Below are 6,960 nucleotides of genomic sequence, written 5' to 3'. Positions count from 1 at the left end.
ATCTTTTTCATGTCTGCGCAATCTCAGAATATGCCATTCCAGAACACTATTCTTGAAAGCAGGCTTTTTGCGTGGCATAAACGATTCCATCCGCCGGGCAGCCTTGCGCAAAGAGCCTTGCAGGCCGATGTCATAGGAGAGCCCCATTTTGCGCCAGGATTCTGCCAATTGGGAAAAACTTTTTTTATAGGATTGCAGCAACTCGACAATCAGATGGATCCCTTGATCGATGCCGCTGTCCAGTTCGCCCAGTTTATTGAGACGGTTGATCAATTTTTCGACCGCTTGCAAGACCTGGTCGGCATTGTCCCACTCTTTGCGGGTAGAAAAGAGCCACTCTGCTTCTCGGATTCGGTACAGGTTGTGGCTGATTTCCATCATCAGGCTTTTGCTGAGATCGGCTTGCTCCTGAATAGCGCGGGATTTGGATTCAATCTCGTTGAGCAGAAAAAAATATTGGACAATAACAGCAAGAAAGATAGCACCCACCCCAACAAAACCGATGATGCTAATATTACCACTTTTGGAGTGATCAACCAGTGACTTTACAGCCATCCCACCTATCCTATAGCCCTATTGATTCTGTAATGACGATCAAAGTAGCTCTATTTTGCAGGTAATGCAATCACAACCTGAAATTTTACAGAAAGAGTTTTTTGTCCAATGAATGGGCCAGATCCCAAACTTGGCATGGCACCCAGCGCGATGCAGTTGCAGGCCTGTTCCTCCTTGTGAGCAAGGCCATGATCCGTGTACAACAGCACATCACCCATTGCTGACACAGCAGAGAACACAAAGATCGAAAAAATGCCCATTTGGATAGCTTTTCTGGCAGTAACCTGCATTTGGGGCAGTACCCCCATGGCCATTCAATGGAGCCAGTTGGAAACAGGTTACCAGTTTGCAGTGGTAGCACGCATGGCCATTGGCTCACTGCTTTTTCTGCTTTTACTGCCCTGGATGCAGCGGCGTCCGGCCCCCCCCAGACAACTGTTTCTCGTAGCCATGGTCTCTGGAACCAGTTTATTTTTGAGCATGTCCTGCGTCTATTGGGCCGCCCTGCTTGTGCCTTCTGGCTTGATTTCCGTACTCTTCAGCCTGGGCCCCATGTTGACTGGCATTATGGCTGCTGCTTGGCTGGGAGAGCCTTTTCCACCTGCCAAGATGGCTGGCTCTCTTTTCGGTGTAGGCGGGGTGATGGTGCTGTTTGCCAACAGCAACATCTGGGGGAGTCATTCGTTGCTGGGGATTGCCATCATCATTTTATCTGTTGTGATCTATTCTGCGGGCAACATAGCCATCAAACACTGGAACCACAACATCTCTCCCTTATGGGTTGCTGCCGGCTCCATTTGGGCAGCCTTTCCGCTGTTTTTGGCTTGGCTGTTGCTGTCGGAAACCCCTTTGCCAAAAGAGATAGGCATGCAATCCACGGCTGCCATTCTCTATCTGGGGGTGGTTGCCAATGGTATTGGCTTTATAGGATTCTTTTACCTGTTAAGCCGGGTCAGTGCTGCCAACGCCACTCTGGTGACTCTGACCGCCCCAGCCGTAGGCTTATGGATCGGCAGCGCCTTCAACCAGGAGGAGATCCACGGCAGCTTGCTTTTGGGAACAGCGCTCATTCTTGGTGGACTAAGCCTCTTCCATTGGGGATTTTCTTTTTCAAAACTCTATAAAAAATTATGAAATTATAATGCTTTACCTAACAGGTATTATACGTCATTACCACACCAAATGTCAAACAAGCATCCTCGCGCATGATAAGCCGTGTCAAACCGTAACAGATTTAACCTGATACTTTTGACTTCATTAACAATAGGTTGCAGAACAACTTAACACTGTACGCCAGAAATAAAGTTACTCCACACCCTTATAATCACTTACTCAAACACAAGTATAGATGACTTAAAGCATTCGAAAAAGCAGTAAAGAGTCTGACCACAAAAATTTTACACTCGCCCTTCAGATCCTATTGTGTTTCATCTCTATCCGTTACATAATGAACAGTACGGTCTTTGCAGAGGTTAAAAAACACACTTTTTGACAAAAAACATTTATGAAATAAGCAGATAGCATGATGAGTGCTTACAATGGTATTTATCTTAATTATTGAAAGGAATGGATCTACCGCGTCAGGGTCAGGCAAAATCACCGAACAGTTTGTGTGATTTTGCTTTCTCTTGGTACAAGCTTAGCCGCAAATTCAAGTACTTCTCACATATTGGAAAGACACAAGAACCTGCGGATTTGCGCTTAATGGATTCTGGCAAACACTTCTGTATGTTAGCAGAATCGACAAATAAGGATATTTAACGCATGGAAAAGATTGATCTTGATAATTTATTTAGTCAAAATCCAGACATCCATCAAGATGAACTTGGGGCAAATATTGGTTCACGAAATTTTGAAGTTCTTACGGCAACCAAACGTTTTTATTACGCGGTACGCAAACAAAGTAAGACTTTAGGTCGGATTAAACTTCCAGGATTGTTTCAAGTTGAAGCTGGATATGATCTAACCTTAGCCGTTGCAGCGTTTATAGTTGAGTTAGTTGCATTACTATTTCTTGCATATGTCATTAGCAGTGTATCCAAAAATATTTCTACTTATTGGTTAATGATGGGCATACTTCTGTTTGTTGCCTTGGATTTTACCGCAGCTTGGCTACATCACATGGTTTTATTTCCATACATTTCGATACGGGATAATGAATATTTACGAATTTTTCCATCTATGAGGGATATTGATCTAGCTGATATATTTTACCAGGATTATAAAGCTCGCGTTTCCCTTGGCGTAAAGGCATGGCGCCATGTCATGTCACGATTTTGGATGGTTTTCATTATTTGTTTAGGAGTACTTAAGCTGCTTTTATACATAGTTCATGTGGACGAATTTTTTTCAAGTTTGCATCTTCCAGGTCATTTGCAGATTAGTATATCTGGATTGGTGTTGATTGCTTATGGTTTTGCAGCATATGTCCATTGCTATCATACTGGCTTTTTTTTAGCACATCTGAGGTTGCAATTAGCAATCAAAAAAGATCTAATGAATTATCACAGGGCACAGACAAAAGAGGAACGAGATCCATATCAGTGCCATAGCTATAGCTCAGAAACATTTACAATGAAGGAGTTTTGTAGCGAGCTTCTGAAAACAAAGCACCCAGAATATATGAACATCATTAATATAGATGGCTCTGAGAGAGTTAAGCAGCAAATTGAAAAAGGCATTGAATGTATAGTACTGGATGAAGGCCACAAAATTATTTTTACTGGAGAAACTATCAACGGATCTTCGTTTCAGATAATCGCTCGTGGTCTACTTAAGGATGAAGATCTAATCAAGCTAGTAAATGCTCAAAAAACACCCCTAGCCATGGATGCTATTGCTATATTGGGTCATCACGTACAACTCAAGTGTATGAAAGGCGAATAATATGTTACGCTTAATTGCCATAATTTTGTCCTTGTTGATGATGACCTATTCAACATTAGCGCTATGCCAGGAGAAATTTGAAGCGCAAATTACTATTGTAGTTAACGGCTTAGGAAATGAGGGTGCTCCGTTTCCGTCAGCCCTTGCAGATTTCTGGAAACAAATACCAAACCAACCAGCTCATAATGTTAATGTAAAGCATATAGACTACTCGAAAAATGAACTCATTGATTTTCCTATTCCAGATGGAAAAACTTGGAAGTCTACACTTTTATTTAAGACAGAGGAAGAAAAAAGAATTGATGCCTTAAAAAAAATTAGGGCTGATCTCATTACCAGCGTAAAAGTTCCATCTGAATTTAAGACTTCTGCAACATCACTTACAAAAGAATCTCGAGCTTGGCTTAAAAAAATATTGGAGGGTATTGCCCAAAACCAAGATATACCAGAGTCGCACATGCTCTATTTGGAGCCAGACAGTACAACAGGTAAGCACCCCATATATTCCTCTACAGATGATATTATTAAATATATTTTAGAAAGCAGTGACAAAAACAAGAACTTTCTTATACTTTACAAAATTTATTCTGTGATATCAGGTACGGATGAGGTAAAAGCAAAGACTGAGCTACCAGTACCAATCATGGCATCAAAAAAGAGCGATGAAAATGTATCAACCAATACAGAAAACAAGAAAAGTTCCCTTTCTGTGCCTGGCGCGGAACCGATTGTACTTTCTGCCAATACAAACAATGATCATTATGCAATTATTGAGATTGGCTCAAAAGGAGTGAAAGCAGCAGTAGTCCAGCTTGATCGTGATAATGCGATGTTAGAAGAAAAAGATGAAGATAAATTTGCTGAGGCAATTTCTTCAAAAATTATTCGTAAAAAGTATGAAACGTTGGATAAAAACGCCATACATCCAGATTCAGTTAATGAAGTAGCCAGTGCTGTAGAAACATTTTACAGAATGATTATCCGTGATTACCAGTTAAATCCACGACATATTTTTATTGTTGGCAGTAGCGGAGTAGCCCAAGTTTCCCATAAGGAGCGCCTAGCAGAGGCAGTAAATCAAAAAGTGAAGTCTTTGATACCAAGCCTTGCCACAAATAGTAAGAGCTTTATTGAATTTGTTTCTGCTGACCATGAGGCTCGCTATGGCTTTGAAGGAGTAATTCGCCTTCTTCCCCCCAGTGTCAGAAACATACGGCGTAAACAGGCTCTATTTATTGATATTGGTAGTGGAAATACAAAAGCGGCTTACCTGGACGAAGATGGCAAAGTTACTACTTTCGACGTGGAGTGGGGAACGACATCTTATTCTAAGGAGGTCCAAAATCAAAGACGTGATAGGGAGTTTCGTGATGTATCCGCTGAGTTACGAGAATCTTTGGTAACTATGGCTATTCGAAATACCACAGCACGCAAACCTGGATTACGCAATTTGGGACGCATATATTTAGTTGGTGGAATTGTATGGGGCATGACAAACATTATGAAACCAGTTGACAAGAGAAACTTCCCACTGCTCTCTTACAAAATCATCAATGATTTTCATAACCGTGTCATCAGTCGTGATTCAGAGCAAACAGTATGTCGTGATAACCCAGATATAAGTAAAAACACTCAGATAGATAAAATCTGTAGAAAATTTACAATGGAAGATCTGATCGCCGGCTCGGATATTTTGCTGGCGTTTGCTAATGAGTTAAAATTTGATAGAAAGGATAGAATTGCCTTTTTTCGTGACTCTCTTTATCTTTGGCCAATCGGTTATTTAAGCAATAAAATTGCTGAGGAGGGAGTTCGGTAAAATTTATTCAACTATTGCTGATGAAATAAACTACGCTCTGTTTTCTGTGGAGTTGACTTTTCTGTTGTAGAATAACATTGACAGTCTGTTATTACAATGATAGAAGGAGGCATAACCATGATAAACCAAGAGAGAAGAAAATTTCTAAAAATTGTACTCTCATCAGGCGCATGTACAATTTTGCCGATAATGCCTGCGTATGCTTTTTTTCCCTTTTTGTTACGTTTGTTTGTATCAAGCAGTTTAAGAACTGGCATCAGCTCTTCTGCTCGAACATTGACTGGAACTGCGTTACGTTCTGCGGTTGGTGGAACTACTGCACGTATATCTGCTGGAAGTGCATTACGAACATATGGTACAAAAACTATACGAGGGAAATCCTGGTCACTTTTGGAAACAACTCTGTATGGCTCTATTTCAGCCCTAGATCACTCTTTAGCCAAGGAGGCTAATCATGCGGGCGTAACTGCTATTTGGGTAATGGATGATCCTCACGTTGCTAATTCTGTTAACATGGAATTTGTCAATAAATCATATAGATTGCAAGGCATTCAAACCTATTTATTTCTAACTGATAAACACGATGATAGAAATAGTTATAAATGCTATCAAGGTGAGTTTTGGCCACCTCCAGGAGGCCCTTTCAGTTATCAATTCCCTGTAAAAGATTTGCCATATTCTGGCATTAAAAATGTTGTTGTATCAGCTAACAATATAGAATCTAATGAAGTGGTTTTATTAGTAGCCAAAAGAAGAGATGTATTATACAGCGAGGAGATAAACTCATGATTTCTAGAATAGCGTTCTATCAATTTACCCTTGTTCTATTACTTTCTACTTTACCTGGATGTGCTTCCAAAGGGGAATTAGATAAATTGACGAAAAGAATTGATCTTATCGAGGTTCAGTTAAGGGATATGGAAAAAGGATTATTGTCAAACCAAGATTCCTTAAAAAGTGATTTTAAAAATTTATACATAGAGTCACAAAATGAATTTAGAAAAATTGGATCTCAACTTCAAGATATACGGTCAAAAACAGACAAATTTGAAGTTGAACGTCAGGGTGAAATAGTCATGATAAAACCGTCTACTAATTAGTCCATATTACAACACAAAATTTTGTTGAAGATATGTGCATGTTTCTGTGAAGTCATGATGAAGTATTATCTGTAGATTGACATAATTCTATAGTCAGAAACATCCATAAATTTTTACAAACGTGCCTTTGTCTTGGTGAATGACAAAGCATTAATTCTTAACATAGCGCATCGTTGCCACTCCCAGAATCATCCCCATGACATGAGCCTGCCAAGCGCTGTAGACCCCTTCCGGCAAAGAGGAGAGAGGGCTCCACCAGGCAAAGGCAACGGCCAGGGATTGCACTACAGCCAGGAGCAACAGAAATAACAAAAGAGGACGAAAACGAGAAAAGTTACACCAAAGACTCCAAGCGCAGAGGGTAGCCCACAAGCTGCCAAGAGCGGAGGCGCCCCTGTAGTGATACATATCGGGGGTCAACAGCAAAAAGCCCAGGCTCAGCAGAGGCGCAGCGAGCCCGGTGATACTGAATACCACAAGGCTGCCAAACAATTTTTCTGCCAATCCCAACAGCAGAAGCAGCGTAAGCGTCCATTTCTCCCCAGGGTATCCATTTATTTTGAGAGGTGAGACCATCCCAGAAAACACATTTTTCAGGAG

At 40.9% G+C, this 6,960-nt stretch carries 8 protein-coding genes; 5 read left to right on the top strand and 3 right to left on the bottom strand.

The annotated features are described in order from the left end of the window. Positions 1–555 (bottom strand): hypothetical protein (locus tag EJP87_RS17595; RefSeq protein ID WP_193771078.1); only part of this gene is annotated, 555 nt, incomplete at its 3' end. 50 nt (positions 556–605) lie between these two features. Continuing rightward, complete coding sequence (locus tag EJP87_RS02520) at positions 606–863, bottom strand: hypothetical protein (protein ID WP_193771081.1); 258 nt, start codon at positions 861–863, stop codon at positions 606–608. Here EJP87_RS02520 and EJP87_RS02515 point away from each other — a divergent pair. The 5 genes from EJP87_RS02515 (at position 862) to EJP87_RS02495 (ending at position 6,360) form a co-directional block, all read left to right on the top strand. Then, positions 862–1,689, top strand: a complete 828-nt coding sequence (locus EJP87_RS02515) for a DMT family transporter (protein WP_265332092.1) — start codon at positions 862–864, stop codon at positions 1,687–1,689. The genes EJP87_RS02520 and EJP87_RS02515 overlap by 2 nt on opposite strands. A 630-nt stretch (positions 1,690–2,319) precedes the next feature. Beyond that, complete coding sequence (locus tag EJP87_RS02510) at positions 2,320–3,441, top strand: hypothetical protein (RefSeq protein ID WP_130470291.1); 1,122 nt, start codon at positions 2,320–2,322, stop codon at positions 3,439–3,441. 1 nt (position 3,442) lies between these two features. Then, a complete protein-coding gene (locus EJP87_RS02505; protein ID WP_130470290.1) occupies positions 3,443–5,260 on the top strand; it encodes a hypothetical protein in 1,818 nt (605 codons plus the stop codon). 117 nt (positions 5,261–5,377) lie between these two features. Further along, positions 5,378–6,049: a hypothetical protein gene (locus tag EJP87_RS02500; protein ID WP_130470289.1), complete on the top strand. Its 672-nt coding sequence runs from the start codon at positions 5,378–5,380 to the stop codon at positions 6,047–6,049. Next, the gene (locus tag EJP87_RS02495; protein ID WP_130470288.1) at positions 6,046–6,360 is read left to right on the top strand and encodes a hypothetical protein; all 315 of its coding nucleotides are present in this window, start codon (positions 6,046–6,048) and stop codon (positions 6,358–6,360) included. Before EJP87_RS02500 ends, EJP87_RS02495 begins: the two co-directional genes overlap by 4 nt. 150 nt (positions 6,361–6,510) lie before the next feature. Here EJP87_RS02495 and EJP87_RS02490 read toward each other — a convergent pair. Next, positions 6,511–6,960 (bottom strand): rhomboid family intramembrane serine protease (locus EJP87_RS02490; RefSeq protein WP_227657413.1); only part of this gene is annotated, 450 nt, incomplete at its 5' end.

This window comes from Candidatus Magnetaquicoccus inordinatus (assembly GCF_004217665.1).
In the GTDB taxonomy this organism is placed as follows: Bacteria; Pseudomonadota; Magnetococcia; order Magnetococcales; family Magnetaquicoccaceae; genus Magnetaquicoccus; species Magnetaquicoccus inordinatus.
The sequence above is the reverse complement of the archived record's forward strand: the minus strand, read 5'-3'. Positions and strand labels throughout refer to the sequence as shown.